Annotated in this window: 23 protein-coding genes and 2 pseudogenes; 18 read left to right on the top strand and 7 right to left on the bottom strand. The window is 64.9% G+C overall.

Annotation, left to right across the window (positions count from 1 at the left end):
• The first annotated feature begins 19 nt into the window (after window positions 1-19).
• The 9 genes and pseudogenes from ACUXVA_RS02900 to ACUXVA_RS02860 all read left to right on the top strand — a co-directional run bounded on the left by ACUXVA_RS02900 (window position 20) and on the right by ACUXVA_RS02860 (window position 8,643).
• The gene (locus tag ACUXVA_RS02900) at window positions 20-823 is read left to right on the top strand and encodes an SDR family NAD(P)-dependent oxidoreductase (RefSeq protein WP_265081663.1); all 804 of its coding nucleotides are present in this window, start codon (window positions 20-22) and stop codon (window positions 821-823) included.
• Between the two features lie 108 nt (window positions 824-931).
• Complete coding sequence (locus tag ACUXVA_RS02895; protein ID WP_445490748.1) at window positions 932-1,645, top strand: hypothetical protein; 714 nt, start codon at window positions 932-934, stop codon at window positions 1,643-1,645.
• Between the two features lie 135 nt (window positions 1,646-1,780).
• Window positions 1,781-2,242, top strand: a complete 462-nt coding sequence (locus ACUXVA_RS02890) for a hypothetical protein (RefSeq protein ID WP_445490746.1) — start codon at window positions 1,781-1,783, stop codon at window positions 2,240-2,242.
• Between the two features lie 63 nt (window positions 2,243-2,305).
• Complete coding sequence (gene ftsH, locus ACUXVA_RS02885) at window positions 2,306-4,147, top strand: ATP-dependent zinc metalloprotease FtsH (RefSeq protein ID WP_445490744.1); 1,842 nt, start codon at window positions 2,306-2,308, stop codon at window positions 4,145-4,147.
• A gap of 86 nt (window positions 4,148-4,233) precedes the next feature.
• Entirely contained in the window at window positions 4,234-4,647 is a 414-nt protein-coding gene (locus ACUXVA_RS02880) for a BA14K family protein (RefSeq protein ID WP_265081666.1), read from the top strand.
• A 126-nt stretch (window positions 4,648-4,773) separates the two neighbouring features.
• Window positions 4,774-6,685 (top strand): annotated as a pseudogene (locus ACUXVA_RS02875) (propionyl-CoA synthetase).
• A 264-nt stretch (window positions 6,686-6,949) separates the two neighbouring features.
• Window positions 6,950-7,216, top strand: a complete 267-nt coding sequence (locus ACUXVA_RS02870; RefSeq protein ID WP_265081667.1) for a hypothetical protein — start codon at window positions 6,950-6,952, stop codon at window positions 7,214-7,216.
• A 246-nt stretch (window positions 7,217-7,462) separates the two neighbouring features.
• Window positions 7,463-8,155 (top strand): OmpW/AlkL family protein, encoded by a 693-nt coding sequence (locus ACUXVA_RS02865; RefSeq protein ID WP_265081668.1) that lies wholly within the window; start codon window positions 7,463-7,465, stop codon window positions 8,153-8,155.
• A 269-nt stretch (window positions 8,156-8,424) separates the two neighbouring features.
• Window positions 8,425-8,643 carry an alkylphosphonate utilization protein gene (locus tag ACUXVA_RS02860; protein WP_265081669.1) on the top strand — a complete coding sequence of 73 codons (219 nt, stop codon included), beginning with the start codon at window positions 8,425-8,427 and terminating at the stop codon, window positions 8,641-8,643.
• Window positions 8,644-8,646: 3 nt separating this feature from the next.
• On the opposite strand, the gene ACUXVA_RS02855 is transcribed toward ACUXVA_RS02860, so the two are convergent.
• Window positions 8,647-8,985, bottom strand: a complete 339-nt coding sequence (locus ACUXVA_RS02855) for a potassium channel family protein (protein ID WP_265081670.1) — start codon at window positions 8,983-8,985, stop codon at window positions 8,647-8,649.
• A gap of 291 nt (window positions 8,986-9,276) precedes the next feature.
• Window positions 9,277-9,978 carry a DUF1013 domain-containing protein gene (locus ACUXVA_RS02850; protein WP_265081671.1) on the bottom strand — a complete coding sequence of 234 codons (702 nt, stop codon included), beginning with the start codon at window positions 9,976-9,978 and terminating at the stop codon, window positions 9,277-9,279.
• Between the two features lie 278 nt (window positions 9,979-10,256).
• Between ACUXVA_RS02850 and ispH the strand changes: the two genes are divergently transcribed.
• From ispH to rnhA, 3 genes are read left to right on the top strand one after another with little or no spacing between them, the layout of a single operon-like run.
• Window positions 10,257-11,219 carry a 4-hydroxy-3-methylbut-2-enyl diphosphate reductase gene (gene ispH, locus ACUXVA_RS02845; RefSeq protein WP_445490740.1) on the top strand — a complete coding sequence of 321 codons (963 nt, stop codon included), beginning with the start codon at window positions 10,257-10,259 and terminating at the stop codon, window positions 11,217-11,219.
• A gap of 4 nt (window positions 11,220-11,223) precedes the next feature.
• A complete protein-coding gene (locus tag ACUXVA_RS02840) occupies window positions 11,224-12,192 on the top strand; it encodes a homoserine kinase (RefSeq protein WP_265081672.1) in 969 nt (322 codons plus the stop codon).
• 11 nt (window positions 12,193-12,203) lie between these two features.
• On the top strand, window positions 12,204-12,656 hold the full coding sequence (gene rnhA / locus ACUXVA_RS02835; protein ID WP_265081673.1) for a ribonuclease HI: 453 nt from the start codon (window positions 12,204-12,206) through the stop codon (window positions 12,654-12,656).
• A gap of 186 nt (window positions 12,657-12,842) precedes the next feature.
• Here the strand turns inward: rnhA and ACUXVA_RS02830 are convergent, their stop codons facing one another.
• The 5 genes from ACUXVA_RS02830 to ACUXVA_RS02810 form a co-directional block, all read right to left on the bottom strand.
• The gene (locus ACUXVA_RS02830) at window positions 12,843-13,328 is read right to left on the bottom strand and encodes a peroxiredoxin (RefSeq protein ID WP_265081674.1); all 486 of its coding nucleotides are present in this window, start codon (window positions 13,326-13,328) and stop codon (window positions 12,843-12,845) included.
• 260 nt (window positions 13,329-13,588) lie between these two features.
• A complete protein-coding gene (locus ACUXVA_RS02825; RefSeq protein WP_445490737.1) occupies window positions 13,589-15,274 on the bottom strand; it encodes a long-chain fatty acid--CoA ligase in 1,686 nt (561 codons plus the stop codon).
• A 96-nt stretch (window positions 15,275-15,370) separates the two neighbouring features.
• Window positions 15,371-16,774: a serine hydrolase gene (locus tag ACUXVA_RS02820; RefSeq protein ID WP_445493223.1), complete on the bottom strand. Its 1,404-nt coding sequence runs from the start codon at window positions 16,772-16,774 to the stop codon at window positions 15,371-15,373.
• 223 nt (window positions 16,775-16,997) lie between these two features.
• Entirely contained in the window at window positions 16,998-18,821 is a 1,824-nt protein-coding gene (locus ACUXVA_RS02815; protein ID WP_265081677.1) for a glucan ABC transporter ATP-binding protein/ permease, read from the bottom strand.
• 134 nt (window positions 18,822-18,955) lie between these two features.
• Window positions 18,956-20,005 (bottom strand): ABC transporter substrate-binding protein, encoded by a 1,050-nt coding sequence (locus ACUXVA_RS02810; RefSeq protein ID WP_445490734.1) that lies wholly within the window; start codon window positions 20,003-20,005, stop codon window positions 18,956-18,958.
• 234 nt (window positions 20,006-20,239) lie between these two features.
• Between ACUXVA_RS02810 and ACUXVA_RS02805 the strand changes: the two genes are divergently transcribed.
• The 6 genes and pseudogenes from ACUXVA_RS02805 (at window position 20,240) to ACUXVA_RS02780 (ending at window position 24,426) form a co-directional block, all read left to right on the top strand.
• A complete protein-coding gene (locus ACUXVA_RS02805; protein ID WP_265081679.1) occupies window positions 20,240-20,638 on the top strand; it encodes a hypothetical protein in 399 nt (132 codons plus the stop codon).
• A 138-nt stretch (window positions 20,639-20,776) separates the two neighbouring features.
• Window positions 20,777-21,173: pseudogene (gene hisE, locus ACUXVA_RS02800) on the top strand (phosphoribosyl-ATP diphosphatase).
• 54 nt (window positions 21,174-21,227) lie between these two features.
• Window positions 21,228-21,809 (top strand): YqaA family protein, encoded by a 582-nt coding sequence (locus tag ACUXVA_RS02795; RefSeq protein WP_445490732.1) that lies wholly within the window; start codon window positions 21,228-21,230, stop codon window positions 21,807-21,809.
• Window positions 21,757-22,467, top strand: a complete 711-nt coding sequence (locus tag ACUXVA_RS02790) for a hypothetical protein (RefSeq protein WP_265081682.1) — start codon at window positions 21,757-21,759, stop codon at window positions 22,465-22,467. The genes ACUXVA_RS02795 and ACUXVA_RS02790 overlap by 53 nt, the downstream gene beginning before the upstream one ends.
• Window positions 22,468-22,606: 139 nt before the next feature.
• A complete protein-coding gene (locus ACUXVA_RS02785) occupies window positions 22,607-23,575 on the top strand; it encodes an NAD(P)H-dependent flavin oxidoreductase (RefSeq protein WP_265081683.1) in 969 nt (322 codons plus the stop codon).
• A 77-nt stretch (window positions 23,576-23,652) separates the two neighbouring features.
• Window positions 23,653-24,426: a thioesterase family protein gene (locus tag ACUXVA_RS02780; protein WP_265081684.1), complete on the top strand. Its 774-nt coding sequence runs from the start codon at window positions 23,653-23,655 to the stop codon at window positions 24,424-24,426.
• Window positions 24,427-24,513: the final 87 nt, after the last annotated feature.

Here is a 24,513-nt window from a genome sequence, read left to right as displayed (position 1 = left end):
CAGACAGGGGAAACGTCCGATGCAACGCCTCAAGGGAAAAATCGCACTCGTGGTCGGCGCCGGCTCGATCGGGCCGGGCTGGGGCAACGGCAAGGCCACCGCCGTCACCTTCGCCCGCGAGGGCGCCCACGTGTTCTGTGTCGACCGCAACGGCCGTGCCGCGCAGGAAACCGTCGATATCATCACGTCGGAGGCGGGCCACGCCACCGCCTATACCGCCGATGTGTCCAGCGCCGATCAGGTCGCGGCCATGGTGGCGGCCTGCCTCAAGACCTATGGCCGCATTGACGTGCTCGACAACAATGTCGGGATTGCCGAGGTCGGCAACGTGGTCGATGTCACCGAGGCGGAATGGGATCGCGTCTTCGCGGTCAACCTGAAGAGCTGCTTCCTCGCCATGAAGCACGTCATTCCGGTGATGGAAAAGCAGGGCGGTGGCTCCATCATCAACATCTCGTCGGTCGCCTCGATCCGCCAGCTCGGCATTTCCTATGTCACCTACGCCGCGAGCAAGGCGGCGATGAACCAGATGACCCGCGTCACCGCCGTGGAATTCGCGCCGAAACATGTCCGCGTGAACTGCGTGCTGCCCGGCCTGATGAAGACGCCCATGGTCGAGCATTCCGCGGGCCTCGCTGCGAGTTACGCCGCCGGCGACGTCGCCGCCATGTGGCGCGCGCGCGACGCCATGGTGCCCATGGGCCATATGGGCGAGGCGTGGGACGTCGCCAACGCCGCGCTGTTTCTGGCCTCCGACGAATCGCGCTATGTCACCGGCATCGAGTTGGTGGTCGACGGCGGGCTGACGCTGAAGGTCGGCTGAGGTCACCGCATCGTCGCGCCCCGGAATGGCCATCACCTGAGTTACGGATCCAGCATGCGACGGAGTCTCCACGCTCTCCACGCTCTCCTCGTCAGCGCGGCATTGTGTATGGCGTCCGGCGTTGCGCACACGGCGCCGAGCGACCCGCCGGCCGATCCCGTCATCGATCCCGCGCCCTGCGTCGCAGCGATCGCGGCAGCGGACGATGACCGGATCGTCGCCAGTTGCGGCGTCCTGATCGACAACGACAAGACCGCGAAGCCGGATCGCATCAAGGCCTTGCTGGCGCGTGCTGCTGTGTTCGTGCGCCGCGACGAGATCGACCGCGCCATCGGGGATTATGATGCCGTGCTGCGGTTCGATCCGACGCTCGCCGACACCTTCAACAGCCGCGGCGAACTGTGGCGCAGGAAGGGCGACCGGCAACACGCGCTGGCCGATTTCGGCGCCGCGATCAAACTCAATTCCCAGCACGAGGCGGCGCGGGCCAACTACAAGGCGCTGGCGCTGGAACTCGAGAAGATCGGCGCGCAGCGCGCGGTGGCCGGCAAACCCAGCTTCAATTGTGCCAGGGCAAGGCGATCGGTGGATAAAGCGATCTGCGCCGACCCGGCGCTGGCCGATCTCGATCGCGAGGTCGACAGCGCCCTTGGCCGTGTCCTGCGCGAGGCCGGCGTCGATACGCCGCTTGGCCGCCGCCTGCGCCGCGAGCAGGGGGCGTTTCTGGAAAAGCGCAACGCCGCATTCGGCCGGCCCGGCTATGACCTGAAGGCTGCACTGCAGGCACGATTGCAGCAACTGCTCGGCCGCGACGGCGATTGAGTAACCTGCCTGCGGCCGGCTGGCCCGGCCGCAGGGCAATGCCTTGATCCCGCTCAATGTCCGACAGCCGGCGCCAGTCTAGTATTCGGCATCGTGGTCGCCGTCGCGGCCGGCGACTTGCAAAAGAGGATGCCCATGAAGCGTCGTGTCGTGATCGCAGCCCTTGCGCTGGTCGTGCTGGTGGCTTCCCCCGCCGTTGCCCAGATGTCGAGGTCGACGAGCAGCGACTACACGCCGCGGCTGGGCGATCTCATGAACGCGATCCAGTCGCGCCACATCAAGCTGTGGTTTGCGGCAAAGAATCTCAACTGGGATCTGGCGGCCTATGAGCTGGCGCAGATCAAGGGCGGTCTGTCCGATGCCGCCGGGATGTATTCCGGCATGCCCGTGAGCAACCTGACCACCATGTCGGATCCGCTGGATCTGCTCGCCGCGGCCATCAAGGCCAAAGACGGCAAGAAGTTTGCCGCCAGCTTCGGCACGTTGACCGCCGGCTGCAACGCCTGCCACCAGACCATGGAGCGCGGCTTCGTCGTCATCCAGCAGCCGGTCGCATCGCCGTTCAGCAACCAGTCGTTTGCGCCGGCGAAAAAATAACCCTGCAGTGAATGCAAGCGCGCCTGCGGCGGCATCCGTCGCGGTCGCCTGATTGGAGTATCGATGGCGACCGACGACCCCGACTCGCGCAAGCAGGGCATCACCATCGGCTATTTCGTCGCCGCCGGCATCGGCATGCTGCTGCTGCAATGGGCGCTGGCGACCTACAGCCAGATCGATACGATTCCCTACAGCCAGTTCGAACAACTGGTGGCGCAGGGCGGCGTCACCGAGGTGGCGGTGGGCCAGGATACGATCCAGGGCAAGTTGAAAGACAAGCTGCCAAGCGGCAAATCCGCCTTCGTCACCGCCCGCGTCGATCAGGCGTTGGCCGAGAAGCTGGCGGCCAAGGGCGTCGTGGTCACCGGCGTTCCGTCTGGCGGGTTGATCCAGACCATCCTGTCATGGGTCGTGCCGGCGGCGATGTTCTACTTCATCTGGATGTTACTCGGCCGCAAGCTTGTCGATCGCCAGGGTTTGGGCGGGCTGATGTCGATCGGCAAGTCGAAGGCCAAGGTCTATGTCGAGACCGACATCAAGGTGACCTTCGCGGACGTTGCCGGGGTCGACGAGGCCAAGTTCGAACTGCAGGAGGTGGTGTCCTTTCTCAAGGACCCGAAGAGCTATGGCCGGCTCGGCGCTCACGTGCCGAAAGGCATCCTGCTGGTCGGGCCGCCCGGTACCGGCAAGACGCTGCTGGCGCGGGCGGTGGCCGGCGAAGCCGGCGTGGCGTTCTTCTCGATTTCCGGTTCGGAATTCGTGGAGATGTTCGTCGGCGTCGGTGCGGCGCGGGTGCGCGACCTGTTCGAGCAGGCGCGCAAGGCCTCGCCCTGCATCATCTTCATCGATGAGCTCGATGCGCTCGGCCGCAGCCGCCAGCCCGGCGGCTTCGGCGGCACCGATGAAAAGGAGCAGACCCTCAACCAGCTGTTGTCCGAACTCGACGGCTTCGATCCCAGTGCCGGCGTGATCCTGCTCGCCGCCACCAACCGGCCGGAGATCCTCGATCCGGCATTGCTGCGCGCCGGGCGCTTCGACCGCCAGGTGCTGGTCGACAGACCGGACAAGAGCGGCCGCATCGCCATCCTCAAGGTCCATATCGGCAAGATTCACGCGGGCCCTGACGTCGATCTCGACAAGGTCGCCAGCCTCACCACCGGCTTCACCGGCGCCGATCTGGCCAACCTGATCAACGAGGCGGCAATCGCGGCGACGCGGCGCAACGCCAGCAAGGTGACCTTCGACGACTTCACCGTCGCCATCGAGCGCATCGTTGCCGGCATCGAGAAGAAGAGCCGCGTGCTCAACCAGGCTGAGCGCCGCCGCGTCGCCTATCACGAGATGGGCCATGCGCTGGTGGCGGCGAGCCTGCCCGGCGTAGATCCGGTGCAGAAGGTGTCGATCATTCCGCGCGGCGTCGGCGCGCTCGGCTACACCATGCAGCGCCCCACCGAGGACCGTTTCCTGCTCACCGCCAGCGAATTGAAGAACCGCATCGCCGTGCTGATGGGCGGTCGCGCCTCCGAGCAGCCGATCTTCGACGGCGACATCTCCACCGGCGCCGCCGACGACCTGCAGCGCGCCACCGAAATCGCGGTGGAGATGGTGACCAAATACGGCATGGACGCCACCATCGGCCAGCGCACTTACGCCGCGCGGCCCCAGGCCTTCATGCCCTCCGCCCAGGACACCGTGGTGAGTGCCGCCCAAGCGACGTCGCGCGAGATCGATCTGGCGGTGCGCGACCTGATCGAGGCGGGCCGCGCCGCCGCGCAGGCGATTCTCGAACGTCGCCGCGACGATCTCGAAGCCGGCACCGCGCTGCTGATCGCCAGGGAGACCCTGACCGTCGAGGAATTCGCGCCGCTGCAGGCCATGCGCAAGGCGACGCCGGATGCAGCGTGAGGTTGCCTTTGCGCGGGCGTGTTGACCTCGATCAACGCCAGGTTCCCGCGCCGGAGCCACTATGAAAACTCACAGAGGAGTTTTCCATGAACATATCTCGCGGCTTGTGTGTTGGGGTTGCTGCGGCGGCCTTGCTTGGAATGGTTGCCGGTCTTGCGCCGGCGGGCGCGGCGCCGCTGAACCCGGCTTCGACGGCCATGACGTCGACGGCCGGCTCGGACATCGTCGCGGTTCGCGGGCGCCACGGCGACGCGGCTGCTGCCGCTGCCGCGGCGGGAATCGCCGGGCTGATCATCGGCGGTATCGCGGCGAGCCAGCAGCGCGACTATTATGGCGGCCCGTATTATGGCCGCGGCTATTACGCGCCGGCGCCGGTCTACGTCGCGCCGGTCGGTCCGGGACCGGGCTGGGAGGCCTACTGCTTCTCGCGCTACCGCTCGTTCGATCCCGCCACTGGCACCTATCGGGGTTATGACGGCCGGCGGTATTACTGCCAGTAGCCCGGCCGCACCCGGATGGCCTCGCGCCATCCGGGCGGTCCGCACGAGCATGAGGCGCGGACGCCGGAAACGGGGTAAGACAACTACAAGAAGCGGTCGCCAATGACCGCGCACGGGAGCGACGCCATGAACATCCATGCCAAAAGCCGCTATCGCGAGGTCCATGCCCGTTCGATCAGCGATCCCGAGGGATTCTGGGGCGAGGCGGCGCGCGAGATCGACTGGATCGAACCTGCGAAGAAGGTCTTCGATCCCGCCATGGGCCTGTATGGACGCTGGTTCGCCGGCGCCGTGGTCAACACCTGCTACAACGCGCTCGACCGCCATGTCGCCTCCGGCCGCGCTGACCAGCCGGCACTGATCCACGATCTCGCCGCTGGCCGGCACGATCACCAAGTTCACCTATGCGCAGATGCTGCACGAAGTATCGACGCTGGCCGCGGTGATGCAGGATCTCGGCGTCGCCAAGGGCGACCGCGTGGTGCTGTACATGCCGATGGTGCCGGAAGCGATGATCGCCATGCTGGCCTGCGCGCGCATCGGCGCGGTGCATTCGGTGGTGTTCGGCGGCTTTGCCGCCAAGGAACTCGCGACCCGCATCGAGGATGCCCGTCCCAAGTTGATCCTGTCCGCCAGCTGCGGCCTCGAGCCCGGCCGCATCGTGCACTACAAGCCGTTGCTCGACGCGGCGATCAGCCTGTCCAGCATCAAGCCGGACGCCTGTATCATCCTGCAGCGCCCGCAGCAGGGGTGCGACCTGGTCGAAGGCCGCGACCACGACTGGGCCAGCCTGCGCGCCGATGCCATCGCCGTCGGCAAGACAGCCGGTTGCGTGCCGGTCCTTGCCATCGATCCGCTGTATATCCTCTACACCTCCGGCACCACCGGCAAGCCCAAGGGCGTGGTGCGCGACAATGGCGGCCACATGGTCGCGCTGAAATGGTCGATGTGGAATCTCTACGGCATCAAGCCGGGCGAAGTGTTCTGGTGCGCTTCCGACATCGGCTGGGTGGTCGGCCACAGCTACATCATCTACGGCCCGCTGCTGCATGGCGCGACCTCGATCATGTATGAGGGCAAGCCGGTGGGCACGCCGGACGCCGGCGCGTTCTGGCGCGTGATCTCGGAGCACAAAGCCGTGGCGCTGTTCACGGCACCGACGGCGTTTCGTGCCATCCGCAAGGAGGATCCCGAAGGCGCCTTCATCCGCAAATACGACCTGTCACAGCTGCGCACGCTCTTCCTGGCCGGCGAGCGCGCCGATCCGCCGACGGTGGAGTGGGCCGAGCAGCAGCCGAAGCTGCCGGTGGTCGATCACTGGTGGCAGACCGAGACCGGCTGGTGCATCGCCGGCAATCCGGTGGGCCTCGGCCTGCTGCCGGTCAAGCATGGGTCGCCGACGGTGCCGATGCCCGGCTACCAGGTCGATGTGGTGGACGAGGCGGCCAAGCCGCTGCCGGCCGGCACCATGGGCTCCATCGTCATCAAGCTGCCGATGCCGCCGGGCTGCCTGCCGACCCTGTGGGAGCAGGACGAGCGCTGCAAGGAAGCCTACTTCAACGAGTTCCCCGGCTACTACAAGACCTCCGACGCGGGCTATCTCGACGAGGATGGCTACGTCTATGTGATGGGCCGCACCGACGACATCATCAATGTCGCCGGCCACCGGCTGTCCACCGGCGGCATGGAGGAGATCCTCGCCTCGCATCCAGACGTCGCCGAATGCGCCGTGCTCGGCATCAAGGACGCCATCAAGGGCGAGGTGCCGTGTGGCTTCCTGGTCTTGAAGGCTGGCGTCACCAAGCCGGTGGCGCAGGTGGAAAAGGAAGTGGTGGCGCTGGTGCGCGACAAGCTCGGGCCGGTGGCGGCGTTCAAGCTCGCCATCACCGTGGCCCGGCTGCCGAAGACGCGCTCGGGCAAGATCCTGCGCGGCACCATCAAGAAGATCGCCGATGGCGACGACTGGGCGATGCCCGCCACCATCGAGGATCCCAATGCGCTGGGCGAGATCGGCGAGGCGCTGAAGGGCAGGGTGTAGTGCTGTCTTAACCTCTCCCCGCATCCTGCGCGGGTAGAGGTCGACCGGCGAAGCCGGTCGGGTGAGGGGCGAGGCACATTGCTGACCACGAGTCCGTGTTTGCGGGCCGAAGTGCCCCTCACCCGACCCTCTCCCCGCAAGTGGTGCGAAGCGAAGCTTCGCCAGGGGGCGAGGGAGGGTGCCTCCGCCGCCCGGCATCTATACCTTACAATCCCCGCATTTCGCGCTAAACACGGCGCCACCGTCACGCCGCCAGGATTTTTCATGCGACCGACTCCGACCCCTCTGATTGTTCTGACGCTCGCGGCGCTCGCGCTGGGCGCCTGTGCGCGGCGCAGCGATATCCCGGTCTCCAGCCTGGGCGAGGATGACGACGCCATCTGCCGCGCCAACGGTGTTACGGTCGGCTCCAGCGAATATGCGGCCTGCCGCAAGGATCGCGACGTCCAGCGCAGCAACGCCGTCGCCCGCGCCGATCGTGCCCAGCGCAATCTTGGCGAACACATGCTGAATAATCCGGACCGTCCGTAGGACGGACGATTCCCCGCATCGGCTGGGGCGCTCGATCCGCCTGCTCTTGCGAGGCATTGTCCGGTGAATGGCCACCGCGTCGTGGCGCGCGCTCTGTGACATCAAAGCCACGGTCGAGGGCAAACGTCGCCGGCGGCTGACCCGGTTTGATCTCGATCAATTATCCGAATTCCCCGCTGTCGTCTCTGTTCTGAACCAGCCAGCTGAGTCCGTTCACGCTGACGATTGAACATTTGGGGAAGTTTGATGAAGAAAGTTATGACAGCACTGTCAGTGCTGATGACGACAGCGGCGCTCGGCGCCCTCGCAGCACCGGCGCAGGCCGCCGACCTCCCGGCCAAGGCACCCTATTACAAGGCGCCGGTCGTCGAAGAATGGAATCCTTGGATGATTCGCCTGCGCGTGCTCGGCGTGATCCCGGAAAATGGCGGTCGTGTCGACCAGGTCCCGGGCTCGTCGCTGAAGACCTCCGATCAGGTCGTTCCCGAGCTCGATATCTCTTACTTCTTCACCAAGAACATCGCGGCCGAACTCATCCTCGGCGTCACCAAGCACCATGTCACCGGCGCTGATGCGCTGGCCGGTGTCGATGTCGGCAAGGCCTGGCTGCTGCCGCCGACCCTCACCCTGCAGTACCACTTCACCGATTTCGGCGCGTTCAAGCCCTACGTCGGTGCCGGCGTCAACTACACCTGGTTCTTCAGCCAGTCCGCGGGCGGCACCACCGTCATCGACAGCCATCTGAAGGACGCCGCCGCGCCGGTGGTGCAGTTCGGCTTCGACTACATGCTCGACAAGCATTGGGGCTGGAACGTCGACGTCAAGAAGCTCTGGCTGCGCCCGGGTTGGGAAGGCCGCCTGGCCAATGGCACCCCGATCACCGGCAAGGTCAATCTGGATCCCTGGCTGATCGGCACCGGCATCACCTACAAGTTCTGAGCCGGCACTTTTTGCGCGCGGCACCGGTGCAAACCGGTGCCGCGTTTTTTTGTAGGTATTGTTATTCGGTGTGATGTCGAAGTAAGAGTGCGTCGCGCGATTACGCTCAGTTGTCATCACCCGCGAAAGCCCGTGATCCAGTATTCGGAGTCAGCGCGGCTCCATCGTCGGCACCGGTGGCTGCTGGGTCGTCCGTTCCAGGCGCGCAATTGAGCGCCTGGCCGGGCGATGACAGTGGTGCCGCGTGCGCTAGAAAAGTAGGATACACCATGGATATCAAGGTCAGGGATTCCAACGGCGCGCTGCTTGCCGAAGGCGATACCGTCACGTTGATCAAGGATCTCAAGCTGAAGGGCTCCTCCACCGTGCTGAAGCGCGGCACCGTGATCAAGAACATCCACCTCACCGACAACGAGGAGGAAATCGAAGGCCGCACCGACAAGATCAAGGGCCTGGTGCTGCGGGTGGAATTTCTCAAGAAGGCGTGAGGATTATTTCCGCTCGTCCTGGTTGCTGTCGTGGTCGCGAAACGACGACAGCCGCGACAGGAAGGCGAGCATCAGGCCGATGCCGCAGATCGAGAACCCCATGGTGAAGATCTTGGCGATCGCCGTGGTCGGCGCCAGGGTGGCGTCGCCGACGGTGGTCAGCGCCATCACGCTGAAATAGGCCGCATCGATCCACGGCCACTGTTCGATGACGCGGAAGAATGTCGCGCCGACCCCGATCGCCACCGCGATCAGGAACAGGATGGCGCGGAATTCGGGATCGCGCAGGCCGCGCCGGAAGCCGGCGACCAGGCGCACCAGACCAAGCCAGAGCGATGCCATCGTGAGGGTCCCCGGCGCAGGCCATGGTGCCTGCCAGCGGCGATGTCGCAGGATTCGGCCGGCTTTGGAAAGTGAAGTTTGTGTAAGGGCTGTCGTGTGTCCCGGATGCGGAGCCGCCCCAGGCACAGGCTCCAGCGTTCGTTATGGCCCGGCTCTGAGAGGCAACACTGCGTCTAGCATGGCGTCCGGGGCACAAGAGCCGAGCGTGATGCGCAAAAAAGAAGCGGCGAATTTCTTCGCCGCTTCTTTCCGATTGAATGCTGAAAGCGCGTCTCGCGAGGTGCGAAAGACCTACTCCTCGTCGTCTTCGGCCTTCTTGGTGCCGCCGATGCCCTTGAGCTTGGCGAACACCGCATCGACATTGAGGTCGTCGCCGCTGCGTTCGGAGGTCTCGTATTCCTCCTCCTTGCGGGTGGTTTCGGAGGCCGGCAGCAACGTCGCGCCGCCATAGGCCTGATCGGTCGGCTTTTCCTTGGCCGCGCGCTGCACTTCGAAATCCAGTTCGATCTGCGAGCAGAGGCCCAGGGTCACCGGGTCCATCGGCGTCAGGGTCGAGGCATTCCAGTGGGTGCGGTCGCGGATCGAGGCGATCGTCGTCTTGGTGGTGCCGACCAGCCGCATGATCTGGCTGTCCTTCAGCTCGGCATGGTTGCGCACCAGCCACAGGATCGCGCTCGGCCGTTCGTGGCGGCGCGACACCGGGGTGTAGCGCGGGCCCTTCTTCTTGGCAGCCGGCGGCAGGATCACCTTGCTCTCCTCGAGCTTGAGGCGATAATTCTTGTCCTTCTCGCCGCGTTCGATCTCGTCGCGGGTCAGCTGGCCGTTGGAAATCGGATCCATGCCCTTGATGCCCTGGGCGGCGTCGCCGTCGGCGATCGCGCGGATCTCGAGCGGGTGCATCTTGGTGAAGTCGGCAACCTGGTCGAAGGTCAGCGCCGTATTGTCGACCAGCCACACGGCAGTTGCCTTTGGCATCAGCGGTGCATTGCTCATGGCAAATCTCCTTTACGCTCCGCCCACCTTTTTGGAGGCGGAGCCGTCTGGTCATCGGTGATGACGGGGAATTCAGGCTGTATATAGTCTGTCCCGGCCTAACTCCGCAATGGAAGACTGTTCGGCCTTGACAGCGCGGCGATCGGGCCCCAAGTGCTTTCTTGGGAGGCCAAGTGCTTCCTGAAACAGGCTCTTTGCCTTATTGTCCCGTCGAAATGACCGCTTTGCACCCGCTCTTCCGGGGGCTCCGGACCTTAGATGACCCTTGGATTCCCATCATGACGGCCAAACCGCCCCTGAAAATCGTGCTTTGTTCCCCCCGCGGCTTCTGCGCCGGCGTGGTCCGGGCCATCGATACCGTCGAGCGGGCGCTGGCGATCCATGGCGCGCCGGTCTATGTCCGGCACGAAATCGTCCATAACAAATATGTGGTCGACAGCCTGCGCACCAAGGGCGCGATTTTCGTCGAGGAACTGGCCGAAATCCCCGACAATACCAGTGCACCGGTGGTATTTTCCGCCCATGGCGTGCCGAAATCGGTGCCGGCGGACGCCAAACAGCGCAATTTCTTCTCCCTCGACGCCACCTGTCCGCTGGTCACCAAGGTGCACCGCGAGGCGGCGATCCATTTCAAGCGCGGCCGCGAGATCCTGCTGATCGGGCATTCGCACCATCCGGAAGTGGTCGGAACCCTCGGCCAGCCGCCCGCCGGCGCGGTAATGCTGATCGAGACCGCCCAGGATGCCGCCACCTTCACCCCGAAGGACCCCAACAACCTCGCTTTCGTGACCCAGACCACGCTGTCGATCGACGACACCGCGGAAATCGTCGCCATGCTCAAGCAGCGCTTCCCGACCATCAACGGGCCGCACAAGGAAGACATCTGCTACGCCACCACTAACCGCCAGCTCGCGGTCAAGAAGGTGGCGCCGGTGGTCGATGCGCTGATCGTGGTCGGCGCGCCGAACTCGTCGAATTCGCAGCGTCTGCGCGAGGTCGCCGAGCGCGAGGGCTGCAAGGTCTCGGTGCTGGCACAGCGCGCGAGCGATCTCGACTGGTCGATGTTCGACGGCATCAAGAGCCTCGGCATCACCGCAGGCGCCTCGGCGCCGGAGGTGATCGTCGAGGAGATCATGGGCGCCTTTGCCGAGCGCTACGAACTGCATGTGGAGACGGTGTCGGCCGCGGAAGAAAACGAGTTCTTCCCGCTGCCGCGCTCATTGCGCCCCGACGCCGCTTAAGCGCATGGCGGTTTACACCGACGTCGCCGCCGACGAGCTCGCGGCGTATCTGGCGCGTTACGACATCGGCGAGCTCATGTCCTACAAGGGCATCGCCGAGGGCGTCGAGAACACCAACTTCCTGCTGCACACCAGCAAGGGCTCGTTCATCCTCACGCTCTATGAAAAGCGCGTGGCAAAGGACGACCTGCCGTTCTTTCTCGCTCTGATGAGCCATCTGGCGTCGCGCGGCATAAGCTGCCCGCAGCCGGTCAAGATGCGCGACGGCACCATGCTCGGCACGCTGGCCGGCCGTCCCGCCGCCATCATCGATTTTCTCGAAGGCGTCTGGCCGCGCAAGCCGAATGTCGCGCAGTGCGCGGGGATCGGCGAAGGCCTGGCGAAGCTGCATCTGGCCGGCCAGGATTTCACCATGCCGCGCGCCAATGCGCTGTCTGTGTCGGGCTGGCGGCCGCTGTTCAATGCGGCGGCGCCACGCGCCGACGAGGTCCAGCACGGCCTGCGCGACTTGATCGCCACCGAGCTGGACTATCTGGAAAGCGGGGTCTGGCCGAAGGATCTGCCCGAAGGCGTCATCCACGCCGATCTGTTCAACGACAACGCCTTCTTCCTCGGCGACCAATTGTCGGGGATCATCGACTTCACCTTCGCCTGCAACGACATGCTGGCTTACGACGTTGCGATCTGCCTCAACGCCTGGTGCTTCGAGGCCGATCATTCCTTCAACGTCACCAAGGCGCGGGCGTTTCTGTCCGCCTATGAGAAGGTTCGAAAACTGTCGGATGCCGAGCAGGGTGCATTGCCGCTGCTGGCGCGCGGCGCGTCGCTGCGCTTCCTGCTGACCCGCCTGGTCGACTTCCTCAATGTGCCCGCCGGCGCTTTGGTGCGTCCGAAAGACCCGCTGGAATACGTCCGCAAGCTGCGGTTTCATCAGGCCGTGCGCTGCATGGCCGATTACGGCGTCGAAGCCTAGGGATTGCCCACGTGACTGCTCTCACTCCCGTCATCATTCACACCGACGGCGCCTGCTCCGGCAATCCCGGTCCCGGCGGCTGGGGCGCGATCCTGAAATTCGGCGAGGTCGAGAAGGAATTGAAGGGCGGCGAGCCGCACACCACCAACAACCGCATGGAGCTGATGGCCGCGATCTCGGCGCTGGAGGCGCTGAAGAAGCCGTGCACCGTCGATCTGCACACCGACAGCCAGTACCTGCGCAACGGCATCATGAGCTGGATCCACGGCTGGAAGAAAAACGGCTGGAAGACCGCCGACAGGAAGCCGGTGAAGAATGTCGACCTGTGGCAGCGCCTCGACGCCGCGCTGCATACCCACACCGTGCGCTGGCACTGGGTCAAGGGCCACGCCGGCCACGCCGAGAACGAACGCGCCGATCAGCTGTCGCGCGATGGTCTGGCGGAGAATAGAAACAGGAAGTAGCGAGGGCGCTGCTCTCGCGCTCAACATACCCACAATTGTCATCACCCGCGAATGCGGGTGATCCAGTAGCCTCAGACCTTGGTGCTTGTCACCGGCCTCCCGGAATACTGGGTCGCCCGGTCCAGGCGCGCAATTGCGCGCCAGGCCGGGCGATGACAGTAGTGTTTGTTGCGAGGCCGCCTCAGCTCAAAGCTGTTCGAGCAGCGTATCGCCGCCTGAGACTTCGACCTTGCCGGCGTTCGGCTCGAGGTTGAGCTTGGTGACGACGCCGTCTTCGACCAGCATCGAGTAGCGCTTGGAGCGGATGCCGAGGCCGAAGCCCGAGCCGTCCATTTCCAGGCCGATGGCCTTGGCGAAATCGGCATTGCCGTCGGCGAGGAAGATCGCCTCGTCGCGCAGGTCGGTGTCCTTCTTCCAGGCGTTCATCACGAAGGCATCGTTGACGGAGACAATCCCGATGGTGTCGACGCCCTTGTCCTTCATCGCATAGGCGTTGAGGAAGATGCTCGGCAGATGCATCTTGTGGCAGGTGCCGGTATAGGCGCCGGGCACGGCGAACAGGGCGACCTTCTTGCCCTTGAACACGTCGTCGGTGGTTTTCTCGACGGGACCTTCCGCGGTCATCACGCGAAACTTCGCCTCGGGCAGCTTGTCGCCAACTTTGATGGTCATCGCAGATCTCTCCTGAAGGATGGGTGGGTGTGTTTAGACCGGCTGCATGACGCGCACAATATTCGGCGCACGCAAGCGGAGGCCGCCCCACGGGCGTTCCCCGGATGCTGCGCAACGCGGCGCGATTGCGCCGTGGTGCGCTGCTGATCCGGGGTCCCGGTGGCGATCCAAAGAATCTGGGTCCCGGATCTGCGCAGCAGCGTTGTCGGCGATGCTTTCGCATCGCCTGCGCTGCAGCGCGTCCGGGACAAGATTCCGAGTTACGCCGCCGCCTGCTTCTTTTCGTCGCGCAACTCGCGGCGCAGGATCTTGCCGACGTTGGTCTTGGGCAGCGCGTCGCGGAATTCGATCTGCTTCGGCACCTTGTAGTTGGTGAGCTCCGTATGACAGAACTTGATGATGTCTGCTGCGGTCAGGTTCGGGTCCTTCTTCACCACGAAGGCCTTGACGGCTTCGGTGGTGCGCTCGTCGGGAACGCCGACCACCGCGCATTCCAGCACCCCGGGATGGCTGGCGATGACGTCCTCGACCTCGTTCGGGTAGACGTTGAAGCCGGAGACCAGGATCATATCCTTTTTGCGGTCCACGATCTTGGTGTAGCCGTCCGCCGTCATGATGCCGATGTCGCCGGTGCGGAAGAAGCCATCGGCAGTCATGACCTTTGCAGTCTCGTCCGGCCGGTTCCAGTAACCCGACATGATCTGCGGTCCCTTGGCGCAGATCTCGCCCGGCGACCCGAGCGGCACCTCGTTGCCGTCGTCGTCGCGGATCGAAATCCAGGTCGAGGGCACCGGCACGCCGATGCTGCCATTGAACTCTTCGACGTCGGCGGGATTGCAGGTCAGGGTCGGCGCCGTCTCCGACAGGCCGTAGCCTTCCGCGATCGAACAGCCGGTGACCTTCAGCCACTTCTCAGCCACCGCCTTCTGCACAGCCATGCCGCCGCCGTTGGAAATCTTCAGCTTGGAGAAGTCGACCTGGTCGAAGCCCGGCGTGTGCAGCAGACCGTTGAACAACGTGTTGACCGCCGGGAAGCTGTTGATCTGATACTTCAGCAGCTCCTTGACGAAGCCGGGCATGTCGCGCGGATTGGGGATCAACAGGTTGACGCCGCCGGCACGCATCGCCAGCAGGAAGCAGGCCGTCAGCGCGAAGATATGATACAGTGGCAGCGCGCAGACGATGAACAGCTGGTCGACATGGGGCGGCTTGCGCAGCGCCGGCTGCAGCCAGGCATCGTTCTGCAGTACGTTGGCAAGGATGTTGCGGTGGAGCAGCGTGGCGCCCTTGGAAAGGCCGGTGGTGCCGCCGGTATATTGCAGGAAGGCGACGTCGTCGGGACCGATCGCCGGCTTGGCGAACGTCATGCCGCGGCCGGCTGACAGCGCGTCGTTGAACGGCACCGCGCCGGGCAGCGACCAGGCCGGCACCATCTTCTTCACCTTGCGCACGACAAGATTGACGATCAGGCCCTTGAAGCCGAGCATGTCGCCCATGCTGCCGACGATGACATGCTTCACCGCAGTCCTGGCAATGACCTTTTGCACCGTGGCGGCAAAGTTCTCCAGGACGATGATCGCCTCGGCGCCGGAGTCCTTCAACTGGTGTTCGAGTTCGCGGGGCGTGTAGAGCGGATTGACGTTCACCACCGCATAGCCGGCGCGCAGCACCGCGGCGGTGGCTACCGGATATTGCAGCACGTTGGGCATCATCAGCGCGATCCGCGCACCCCTGGCCAGTCCCTTGCTCTGCAGGTAGGCGCCCAGCGCCACCGACATCTCGTCCAGCTCCCGATAGGTGATGGACTTGTCCATGCAGATGAACGCCTTGCGGTCGCGGAATTTCGCAAAGCTCTCTTCCAGCAGCGCGACCAGCGACGGATATTGCGTCACGTCGATATCCGCGGGGACGCCCGCCGGATACTGCTTGAGCCAGATGCGCTCCATCGTATTTCCCCCTCGATGCATTATTTCGGGGAAGTATTGGGCATACGCCGCCTCAAAGGCAAGGCGCGTCGCAGCAATGGATGGCGGTGAGGAGGGCTACGAGCGCGGCGACGTCGCGGCGGCGGGCTTGGCCTCGCCGGTGGTGGCTTTCGGCGCCGGCTTGGCGGCCGACTTGGGCTTGGCCGCCGCTGCTGCTGCCGGTTTGGCAGCGCCCGCTGCGGGCTTGGCTGCCGTGGGCTTCGGCGCGTCGGGCTTGGCGGTGTCGAGCTTGACGCTGACCCGCTTGGCGGGCTTCGCATCCGGCTTGGCTTCGGCAGTCGCCGCCGGCTTGGTGTCCTTGGCGTCGGCCGCGGCGTCCGGCTTCTTTCCGGCGACCCGCTTCTTGCCTGCCTTCGGCTTCGGCGTCTGCTTGGCCTCTTCCACGGCATTGGCGGCGATCAGCTCGGCGCCGGTCTTTTTCGGGCCGGTATAGACGATGACCGGCTCCGACGGGGCAGGGGCGGCGGCGATCATGTCGACCGGGCGCAGCGTCGGCGGCTGCAGGCCGGCGCTGAAGAAGGTCAGGCTGGGGCTCTCGCCGGAGCTGTCGCTGGCCACGTTTTCGTCCTCGTCGCTGGCCGGGCGCTTGCGCTTGGGTCCGCACATTTCGTCGCGCAGGTTCGGCGGGGCGGCGTCGATCGGCGCCAGATTGTCGACGGTGCCCATGGCCGGGCGCAGCCAGGTCAGCGAATTGCTGGCAAAGCCGCGTTCCAGCGGCTGGGCGGCGCGCACCGCGCGCATCTGACCGGAGGACGCGCCCAGCACCACGGCGATCAGGCGCTTGCCGTTGCGCGTGGCGGTGGCCACCAGATTGTAGCCGGACGCACAGATGAAGCCGGTCTTCATGCCGTCGGCGCCCGGGAAGCGGCCGATCAGCCGGTTGAAGTTCTGCGTCACCCTGCGGCCGAAACGGATCGACGGGATGTGCACGAAATACTCGTATTCCGGCAGGTCGTGGATGATGGCGCGGGCCAGGATGGCCAGATCGCGGGCCGAGGTGACCTGTCCGTCGGCCGGCAGGCCATTGGGATTGACGTAATGGGTCTGGGTCATGCCGAGCTTCTGCGCGGTAGCGTTCATTTGCTCGGAGAAGCCATCGATCGAGCCGCCGACGCCCTCGGCCAGCACCACGGCCATGTCGTTGGCCGACTTCACCAGCATCATCTTCAGCGCATTATCGATGGTCGGCTGGGTGCCGGGCCTGAGGCCCATCTTGGAGGGCGACTGCGCCGCCGCGGTCGGCGAGACCGACACCAGCGTGTCCAGCGACAGCCGTCCGTCCTTGACCGCCTTCAGCGTCACATAGGCGGTCATCAGCTTGGTGACGGAGGCCGGATACCACGGATAGGTGGCGTTTTCCGCCTGCAGCACCTTGCCGGTATCGACCTCGACCACCAGCAGCGCCTCGGCTTGAGCGGTGCGGGGGGCGAGCGGCGCCAGCGCAAGCGCGGCGGCGACCATGATCCACTTCAGCGGCAGGCGAGGGGCGAACAAAAACTGCACTATCCGATTCCGGTCCTTTGCGACCAGCGCGCGGCGCCGGGCGCAGCGCGCTGAAATCCTGGAAATTGACGTTCAGGCCGCCAGGCAGGCGGGCCATCAATCGGCTGCGGTGGGGCCAAACCTATACCGGCTGACAGCGTCGGAACAGTGGCCGGTGACGCTAAATCGGCGATGAAGGCGGCTAAATTTCGACGTGTCCCGGTGCCGCGGCCATGGCCGGGCCTGCTTCGGGAAGGTTCAGGCTCGCGCGGGCATTCTCCTGCACCATGAATTGCGCCGTCGCCAGCGCCGCGAAATGGCCGCCCTGCGCCACCAGTTCGTCGAACGTTCCGCTTTCGATCACCCGGCCGCCCTCGAATACGAGAATGCGCGTGGCGTTGCGGATGGTCGACAGCCGGTGCGCGATCACGAAGGTGGTGCGGCCCTTCATCACTTCATCGAGAGCGACGTTGACCTTGGCTTCGGTGACCGCGTCGAGTGCGCTGGTGGCTTCGTCGAGGATCAGGATCGGCGGATCCTTCAGCAGCGCGCGGGCGATCGACAGCCGCTGCCGCTCGCCGCCGGACAGCATGCGCCCGCGCTCGCCGGCATTGGTCTCGAAGCCGCGTTCGCTGCGCTCGATGAAATCCAGCGCCTGGGCGCGGCGTGCGGCCGTGCGCATCTCCTCCTCGGTGGCATCCGGCTTGCCGACGCGCAGGTTGTCGGCGATCGAGCGGTTGAACAGCAGCGCCTCCTGGAACACCACGCCGATGTTGCGCCGCAGCCCCGCCAGGGTCAGGCCCCGCACGTCCATGCCGTCGATCTTGATGACGCCGGATTGCGGATCGAAAGCCCGATGCAGCAACGCGATCGCCGTCGACTTGCCGGCCCCGGTGGCGCCGACCAGCGCGATGGTCTGCCCCGGCAGCGCGGTGAAGGACAGGTCGGCGATCGCCGGCCGCTTGCCGTCATAGGAAAACGATACGTTGTTGAATTCGACGAGGCCCTGCAGGCGGCCGGGATCGATGGCGTCGATGCGGTCGCGCACCGCCGGCACGGCGTCCAGCACGTTGAAGAATTCCTGCAGCCGCGGCGCTTCCATGAACACGCTGTTGATGAAGCTGACCACCTGCTCGAGCTTCTGGATCAGCATGGTGGCGAAGGAGACGAACATCACGATCTCGCCGACCGTGGTGAGGCCCTGCTGATGCAGCGCGATGCCCACGGTGAAGATCGCCAGCACGGTGATGGTGGTGGAGGCGCGCGTCATCACCGTGACCAGCGCCCACCACGACAGCACCGGCATCTGCACCGCCAGCAACTGGCTGGCGACGCTGCGCAGGCTCTGCACCTCGGCGTCGACGCGGACGAAGCTCTGTACCAGTGCGACATTGCCCAGCGCATCGGAAGCGCGCGCAGAGAGGTCGCTGTAGTGGCCCTCGACCTCGCTCTGCAGCCCGTAGGTCTTGCGCACCACCAGCGTGGTCAGCACCGTGAAGACGACGCACAGGATGAACAGCAGGGTCGCCAGCCGCCAGTTGATGTACAGCGACAGCGGCAGCAGCACGATCAGCGACACGATGGAGGCGAAGTGCTCGCGGAAGAAGCCGAGCCACAGCCGCCACAGGGCGTCGGTGCCCTGCAGCATCACCTTCATCAGCCGGCCGGAATGGGTGCCGGTGTGATAGGTGAGCGGCAGCTGCATGATGTGCTCGAAATAGTCGGTCAGCACCGCCTGACGCTGGCGATGCGCCAGCCGGTCGGCGTTCAGCGCGACGATGGCGCCGCAGCCGATGGTGAACAGGCCGAAGCCCACCCAGGCGGCCAGCAGCGGCCATGGCGAGCCGACCCTGGTTTCCAGCGCGCCGGTGGACAGGTTACCCGACAGCACGTCGATGATGCGGCCGAACAAGACCGGCTCGGCGAATTGCGCCGCGGCCAGCAGCAGGTTGGCGCCAGCCAGGATCCAGCCGAGCCGCGTCTCCTTGCCCAGCAGTTGCAGCACGCGGGTGTAAAGTCGGATCATGGAGGGGAGGCCTGCCAGGGAGCTCAGGGACTGACGATTGGACTTGCGGCAGGCTGCCACAGGTTTGCCGCAACGCCGCCACAAGCCATTCTAGGCAAGGTCGACGGCGGAATACAGCGGCTCGCGCCAGTTGTTCAGTCGATCTTGCGCCCCGCCGGGTCCGGCAAGAAGGTGCCGTCGAAAATATCGGCGACTGACGGCCGTTTGCGGAAGCTGAAATCCTCCGCGATCTCGCCGAGCGATGCCTCGAAGCGGGCGGGATCGAGCCCGCCGAGCCCGTCGCGCTTGACGTCGGCGGTCAGGATGTTGTCGTGCATCACGATGCGCAGCCGTTCGCGTTCGAGCTCGCGCGACCCGCCGTCCATCTGGGCGATGACGTCATCGATCGCCTGCGCCGGCTGGCTGATGGCGAGCCGCATGCCGGCGGTCACCGCGCGCAGGAAGCTGCGCACCGCCTCCGGCCGGTCCGCAGCAAATTTCGGATTGACGATCACCACCGTGCCGTAGGCCACGGAGCCGTAATCGGCATAGCGAAATACCGCAAGATCGTCGGCCGGCACGCCGCGGTTACGCAGATTGACCGCCGACAGATAGGAAAATCCGGTCACGGCATCGAGCTGGCCTGCAGACAGCATGGGCTCGCGCACCGCGGGGCTGATCTTCTCCTGCTTGACGTTGGCCAGCTTGATGCCGTTGCGCCGCGCCAGTGCCGGCCATAGCCGGATCGCGAGATCGCCGTCGGCGACGCCGATGGTCTTGCCGTCGAGGCTGCTCAGCGCCGAGACGCCGCGGCTGTGTCGCGCCACGATGGCGTAGGGCGCCTTGTTGAGGAATACGAAGACTGCCTTCACCGGGGCCGCATCGGCGCCGTCGCGGTAGCGGATCAGGGCATTGAGATCGGCCAGCGCCAGATCGCTGGCGCCCGAGGCGATGCGGGTGATGGTGTCGCGCGTGCCGCTGGCGACGTTGGTTGAGACGTTCAGCCCTTCGGCACGAAACAGGCCGCGCGTGCTCGCCATGACGAACGGCGCAGCCACCGCATCGATGGCGCGATCAAGTGAAAACTGAACCGCGACGGGAGGCCGGGCTTCGTCGGCATGTGTCGCAGGGATAGCGGCAAGGCTCAATGTGCTGAGCCAGAAAGCCAGAAGCCGCCGTGAGAATATCGTCGCAAGACTACGCATTGAGGCACTAACACCAAGTCGGAGGGCGACAGTTGCCATTCCGGCATGTTGGATTGATGACCGCGGCTGCGGCATCTTGCCCTCATCATCCTGCGCGATCAAACGTGAACGTCAGGTGAGCGCCTTTATTCCGCCACCGATCGTTCAGCTCCGGTTCGGCTTCGGGAACTCATAGTGACCCAAGTGGTTAGTGATCGAGGCCCGCAGGGCCAGACGACCACGGAGGACATTTAGATGTTCACTCGTACGGGATTGTTTCATTCCAAAGGCCGCGCTGCCATTTTGGCTACTGTTGCGGCTGTGGCTATTTCGGCAGTGGCGCCGACGGCTGTGATGGCCGCACCGGCTGCCGATGGCGCGTACAGCCATGCGGCATCGACCTCGACCGATTTCAGTTCGGCGCGCCGTCGTCACTATCGCCGTGGCGGTGGTAATGCCGCCGGGCTGGCTGCGTTCGGTGCCATTGTCGGTACCATCGGCGCGATCGCCGCCTCGCAAAATCGCCGCGACTATTACTATGATCGCGGCCCGGCCTACTATGGCGGCCACGGATACTACGGCGGCGGCCCCGGTTATTACGGCGGAGGGCCGGCCTATTACGGTGGCGGCCCGGGCTATTACGGCGGTTATTGACGCTTAACAGCAGCGTTCCGACCAATTCCGCATTGGAACAGGCAATCGCCGGTCGTGTGAGCGGCCGGCGATTGTCGTGAGATCTGGCGGTTCATCCGCATTAACCCGCTAACCACGGTTTGCAGCTAGCCTGCTGTCATGAGTGATTCGCTGGATCGTCTTTACCGGGCAGTGATCGCAGCCAAGGATCTCGATCCTGCCACGTCGCGAACCGCGCGCCTGTTCCAGCGGCCCCGCCAGGATGGCCAAGAAGCTGGCCGAAGAGGCCATCGAGGTCGTGATCGACGCGGTCAATGACAGGCCGGACGCTGTAATCCGCGAAAGCGCCGAATTGCTTTACAATCTCACCGTGCTCTGGGCCTCCGTGGGCGTGAAGCCTGGCCAGATCTGGGCCGAGATGGACCGGCGAGACCGGATGTTCGGAATCGCCGAAAAGCTTCCCAAACCTCCCAAACGCCCCCGGCAGGTCGACGCCCAGCCCTCAGGGCGACGAATTGTCACGCTCGAAGGCGCGCGACGACGAAAGCTCGCCTGACATTTCATCGCCGCACGGCATGGACAAATCCACGCCACGGTGGTTCATCGCGCCATGCTCAGACGTATCTATGATTGGTGCATCGACGCCGCCCACAAGCCCTATGCAATCTGGTTGATGGGGGCCGTGTCGTTCGCGGAAAGTTCGTTCTTTCCAATACCGCCGGACGTGATGCTGATTCCGATGTCGCTGGCGCGACCGGAGCGGGCCTGGCTCTATGCCCTGGTCTGCACGGTCACGTCGGTGGCCGGCGGCATTGTCGGATATCTGATCGGCGCCCTGCTTTATGACTCGGTCGGCCATTGGCTGATTCAGCTGTATGGCTATGGCGACAAGGTCGAGGCGTTCCGGGCCGGCTACGCCGAGTATGGGGCCTGGATCATCCTGCTGAAGGGCTTGACGCCGATTCCCTTCAAGCTCGTCACAATCACGTCGGGCTTTGCCAATTATAACATCTGGATGTTCATCGGGTTGTCGTTTATCGCCCGCGGCGGCCGGTTCTTCCTGGTGGCCATCCTGCTCAACCGCTATGGCGTCTGGATCCGCGAAAACATCGAGAAGCGTCTGGGCCTGTGGGTGGCGCTTGCCGCCGGTGTGCTGGTGCTCGGCTTCATTATCGCTTTCCGCCTGTTCTGATCCGCGACGCTTTCCCCGCAGCAACGCTCGGGGTACGTTTCGCGTCATGTCTGACTCGATCAATGCGTTCGCGCGCCATCGCAGTTTCACGATCGCCGTCCTGGTGGCGCTCATGATCGCCGCGATGGATGGCGCCCGGGCGCAGGCGCCAGCTCCATCTCCGCCAATCAAGTCGGTGATTATCCAGGTCGCGCCCGCGCCTGCCGCCGCGCCCGCTCCGGCTCCGGATCAGGCCGCGCCCGTCGTACAGGCGCCACCGGCTGCCTCGGTGCCGGCTGAGGCCGTGCCTGAAACGCGCGACAATCCCGGTCTCATGAATGAGCTGGGAAAGTTGTTCAAGGCGCCGACATGGACACTGCCGGCGATGCCGTCGCTTCCCGCCCTTCCGTCTTTGAACAATTTCGGTCAATCCAGCGACGGATTGCCCCAGCTGACCACGGTGGTCAAAGGACGCGTGGTCTGTCCGGTGTCGGCCAATGGCGCGCCGGATTGCAAGGCAGCCTCCGACAAGCTCTGCCAGGGCAAGGGGTTCAACGAGGGCAAAAGCCTCGACACCGACTCCGCCCAGAGTTGCTCGCGAAAGTCTTTTATGACCGGCAACAAGGCCGACGACGTCTGCAAGACTGAAAGCTACGTCACCCGCGCGCTCTGCCAGTAAACGGGTATGGGGTCGGCGAATTTCCGCGACCGCGCGATTGCTTTCCTGCCTTGGGTTCTGGCATCGTCCGCCGGCCCAACGGGCAGGCGCCGAAGGAAATTCCGTTTCGCGCAAAATAAAAACAAGACGAGGAAGCTCCATGTCCATGCCTGCTTTGTTCAAGAATCGCCTGTCGATTCCGGTGATCGGTGCGCCGCTGTTCATCATTTCGGTGCCGGCGCTGGTGATCGCGCAGTGCAAGGCTGGCATCGTCGGCTCATTTCCGGCGCTGAATGCGCGACCGCCGGAATTGCTCGACGAGTGGCTGAGCCAGATCAAGGAAGAGCTTGCCGCCCATGACAAGGCGCATCCGGAGCGTCTGTCGGCCCCCTTCGCGGTGAACCAGATCGTGCATAAATCCAATAACCGGCTCGAGCACGATCTGGCCGTCTGCGAGAAGCACAAGGTGCCGATGATGATCACATCGCTCGGCGCCCGCGAGGAGCTGAACCAGGCCGCGCATGGCTGGGGCTGCATCGTGTTTCACGACGTGATCAATCAGCGCTTCGCACACAAGGCGGTAGAGAAGGGCGCCGACGGCCTCATCCTGGTGTCGGCCGGCGCCGGCGGCCATGCCGGCGAAATCTCGCCGCTTGCTTTTGTCGCTGAGACGCGGCAGTGGTTCGACGGGCCCGTCGCGTTGTCGGGCGCGATCGCCAACGGCCGCGCGATCCGCGCTGCACGTGTTCTCGGTGCAGATTTCGCCTATATCGGCTCGGCCTTCATCGCCACCACCGAAGCCAACGCCGTGCCGGGTTACAAGGACATGATCGCTGCCTCGGCTGCCGAGGACATCGTCTACTCGAACCTGTTTACCGGCATTCACGGCAACTACCTGAAGCCCTCCATCGTCGCTGCCGGCATGGACCCCGACAATCTTCCGGAATCCGATGCCACCAAGATGAATTTCGGCACCGACAGCAACGGCGAGCGCCCCAAGCCGAAGGCGTGGAAGGAAATCTGGGGCAGCGGCCAGGGCATCGGCAGCGTCGGCAAGGTGGTGCCGGTGGCGGAATTGATCGCGCGTTTCAAGAAGGAATATGACGAAGCGATCGATCCGCCGCTGTAGAGCCCGGGTCCCCAAGGCGGCGCGGCATGCCTCGGGCCGCTCCGCGGAGCCTGCACGAGACTTGAGAGATTCGCTTGATGGACTTCATCTATCGCGTGGACGGCAATCACGTCCTCACCTCTCCGCACGCCGCGGGTCCGTGGAACGCGACCATGCAGCACGGGTCGGCGCCGTCGGCGCTGGTGACGTGGCTGGCCGAGCGGATGCCTGCGGCATCGCCGATGCAGGTCGTGCGGGTGACCGTCGACCTCCTGCGGCCGGTGCCCGTGGCGCCGCTCAGCTTCGAGACCGAGGTGCTGCGCGAAGGCCGCAAGATCCAGCTTTGTGGCGTCAGGCTGCTGGCAGATGGTGTGGTCGTTGTGCGCGCCACGGTGCTGAAGGTCCGGGTCGAGGCGCAGGCGCTGCCTGCGGAGGTCGTCGATTCCCCACTCGACCTTCCCCTGCCGGACCAGGGAGGATTGCTGGAGCCGAAACATGCCAGCAGTCCGTTTGTTGCCGGCATGACGGTGCGGGCGGTGCGCGGTGGCTTCCTCAAACTCGGGCCCGGCGCGATCTGGTACCGGCTCAACCGGCCGATCATCGAGGGGGCGCCGATTTCCCAGGTCATGCGCGCGGTGGTCGCCGCCGATTTCAGCAACGGAACGTCGAGCGTCCTGAGCTTCGACCACTGGACGTTCTTGAATGCCGACCTTTCCGTCAGCCTGTCGCGACCGCCTGTGGGCGACTGGATCCTGCTGGATTCCGAAAGCTGGATCGGGCCCACCGGTGCCGGCATCGCCGCCTCGCGGCTCGCCGACATCAACGGCTACTTTGGCCGGGCCGTGCAGAGCCTGGTGATCGAGCAACGCTGAACCGAGCCCACTTGCGGGGCGAAAAAACCGTGCGATGGCAGGGAACTCGCTGCAATCGTGGTGGTTATTCGACGTTAGGGGGTTCCG

Source organism: Rhodopseudomonas sp. RCAM05734, assembly GCF_052658035.1.
Note: the sequence above shows the minus strand (reverse complement) of the source record. Positions and strands in the feature narration are given on the sequence as shown.